2 rRNA genes (1 of these 2 running past the window's edge) are annotated in these 3056 nt (G+C 50.7%); both read left to right on the forward strand.

Going from position 1 to position 3056, the window contains the following annotated elements:
• Positions 1-2756: ribosomal RNA gene (locus tag ASG27_RS03855) — 23S ribosomal RNA — on the forward strand (it extends 123 nt beyond the left edge of the window).
• Positions 2757-2931: 175 nt separating this feature from the next.
• Positions 2932-3044: ribosomal RNA gene (gene rrf / locus ASG27_RS03860) — 5S ribosomal RNA — on the forward strand.
• The last annotated feature ends 12 nt before the right edge of the window (positions 3045-3056 follow it).

Consider the following 3056-nt stretch of genomic DNA (forward strand, 5'->3'; position numbering starts at 1 on the left):
GAAACCCACCTCGCAAGAGGTATCGCATGATGAATACATAGTCATGCGAGGCGAACCGGGTGAACTGAAACATCTCAGTAGCTCGAGGAAAAGACATCAACCGAGATTCCGAAAGTAGTGGCGAGCGAAATCGGAAGAGCCTTCTATTGATAGCACGACTGTTAGCAAAACGGAATGGAAAGTCCGGCCATAGCAGGTGATAGCCCTGTATGCGAAAACAGACGTGTGGTACTAAGGTAGAGACAAGTAGGGCGGGACACGAGAAATCCTGTCTGAATATGGGGGGACCATCCTCCAAGGCTAAATACTCGTAATCGACCGATAGTGAACCAGTACCGTGAGGGAAAGGCGAAAAGAACCCCGGGAGGGGAGTGAAATAGATCCTGAAACCGCATGCTTACAAAAAGTAGGAGCCCGCAAGGGTGACTGCGTACCTTTTGTATAATGGGTCAGCGACTTACATTCAGTGGCAAGGTTAACCGAATAGGGAAGCCGTAGAGAAATCGAGTCCGAATAGGGCGAATCAGTCGCTGGGTGTAGACCCGAAACCAAGTGATCTATCCATGGCCAGGATGAAGGTGCCGTAACAGGTACTGGAGGTCCGAACCGACTAGTGTTGCAAAACTAGCGGATGAGCTGTGGATAGGGGTGAAAGGCTAAACAAACTTGGAAATAGCTGGTTCTCTCCGAAAACTATTTAGGTAGTGCCTCAAGTATTACCTGCGGGGGTAGAGCACTGTTTAGGCTAGGGGGTCATGGCGACTTACCAAACCTATGCAAACTCCGAATACTGCAGAGTACAGCTTGGGAGACAGAGCACCGGGTGCTAACGTCCGGACTCAAGAGGGAAACAACCCAGACCGCCAGCTAAGGTCCCTAAAATTGGCTAAGTGGGAAACGAAGTGGGAAGGCTAAAACAGTCAGGATGTTGGCTTAGAAGCAGCCATCATTTAAAGAAAGCGTAATAGCTCACTGATCGAGTCGTCCTGCGCGGAAGATGTAACGGGGCTAAGCCAGTTACCGAAGCTGCGGATGTGCAATTTATTGCACGTGGTAGGAGAGCGTTCTGTAGGCCTGTGAAGGTGTCTGGTGACGGATGCTGGAGGTATCAGAAGTGCGAATGCTGACATGAGTAGCGTTAAAGGGGGTGAAAAGCCCCCTCGCCGTAAGCGCAAGGTTTTCTACGCAACGTTCATCGGCGTAGAGTGAGTCGGCCCCTAAGGCGAGGCAGAGATGCGTAGCTGATGGGAAACAGGTCAATATTCCTGTACCGATCAATAGTGCGATGTGGGGACGGAGAAGGTTAGCTCAGCCAACTGTTGGACATGTTGGTTCAAGCCTGTAGTCGTGCCTGGTAGGCAAATCCGCCGGGCTTAGATGAGGGGTGATAACGAGTCTGCTTGCAGACGAAGTGAGTGATACCCTGCTTCCAGGAAAAGCCACTAAGCTTCAGCTATTGACGACCGTACCGCAAACCGACACTGGTGCGCGAGATGAGTATTCTAAGGCGCTTGAGAGAACTCAGGAGAAGGAACTCGGCAAATTGATACCGTAACTTCGGGAGAAGGTATGCCCCAAGTAGGTGAACTCGTACAGAGGGAGCCCAACGGGGTTGCAAAAAATCGGTGGCTGCGACTGTTTAATAAAAACACAGCACTCTGCAAACACGAAAGTGGACGTATAGGGTGTGACGCCTGCCCGGTGCTGGAAGATTAAATGATGGGGTGCAAGCTCTTGATTGAAGTCCCAGTAAACGGCGGCCGTAACTATAACGGTCCTAAGGTAGCGAAATTCCTTGTCGGGTAAGTTCCGACCTGCACGAATGGCGTAACGATGGCCACACTGTCTCCTCCTGAGACTCAGCGAAGTTGAAATGTTTGTGATGATGCAATCTCCCCGCGGAAAGACGGAAAGACCCCATGAACCTTTACTGTAGCTTTGTATTGGACTTTGAACAGATCTGTGTAGGATAGGTGGGAGGCTTTGAAGTGAGGTCGCTAGATCTCATGGAGCCAACGTTGAAATACCACCCTGGTGTGTTTGAGGTTCTAACCTAGGTCCATTATCTGGATCGGGGACAGTGCATGGTAGGCAGTTTGACTGGGGCGGTCTCCTCCCAAAGCGTAACGGAGGAGTTCGAAGGTACGCTAGTTACGGTCGGACATCGTGACGATAGTGCAATGGCATAAGCGTGCTTAACTGCGAGACTGACAAGTCGAGCAGATGCGAAAGCAGGACATAGTGATCCGGTGGTTCTGTATGGAAGGGCCATCGCTCAACGGATAAAAGGTACTCTGGGGATAACAGGCTGATACCGCCCAAGAGTTCATATCGACGGCGGTGTTTGGCACCTCGATGTCGGCTCATCTCATCCTGGGGCTGTAGCCGGTCCCAAGGGTATGGCTGTTCGCCATTTAAAGAGGTACGTGAGCTGGGTTTAAAACGTCGTGAGACAGTTTGGTCCCTATCTTCCGTGGGCGCTGCAGATTTGAGGAAGCCTGCTCCTAGTACGAGAGGACCGGAGTGGACACACCTCTGGTGTATCGGTTGTCACGCCAGTGGCATTGCCGAGTAGCTAAGTGTGGAAGAGATAACCGCTGAAAGCATCTAAGCGGGAAACTCGTTTCAAGATGAGATCTGCCGGGGCCTTGAGCCCCCTAAAGAGTCGTTCAAGACCAGGACGTTGATAGGTCAGGTGTGGAAGCGCAGTAATGCGTTAAGCTAACTGATACTAATTGCTCGTGCGGCTTGACCCTATAACTTTGATTGCCAATACACAGCATCGATGTCTATATCGATATCGATGACCGTGCCAAAGCTCAAAGATTGTTATGCCAAGTTAGACGCAGTCAAAACACAAAAAGCTGATTTAACTCTATGAATTCGTTGTACTGAACTCCAAAACGGCGTTCAGTATGGCAACCCTTTATGCCTGATGACCATAGCAAGTTGGTACCACTCCTTCCCATCCCGAACAGGACAGTGAAACGACTTTGCGCCGATGATAGTGCGGGTTCCCGTGTGAAAGTAGGTCATCGTCAGGCTCTTACAGCCCA

Origin of the sequence: Acidovorax sp. Leaf191, assembly GCF_001424425.1 — a bacterium.
GTDB lineage: Bacteria > Pseudomonadota > Gammaproteobacteria > Burkholderiales > Burkholderiaceae_C > Acidovorax.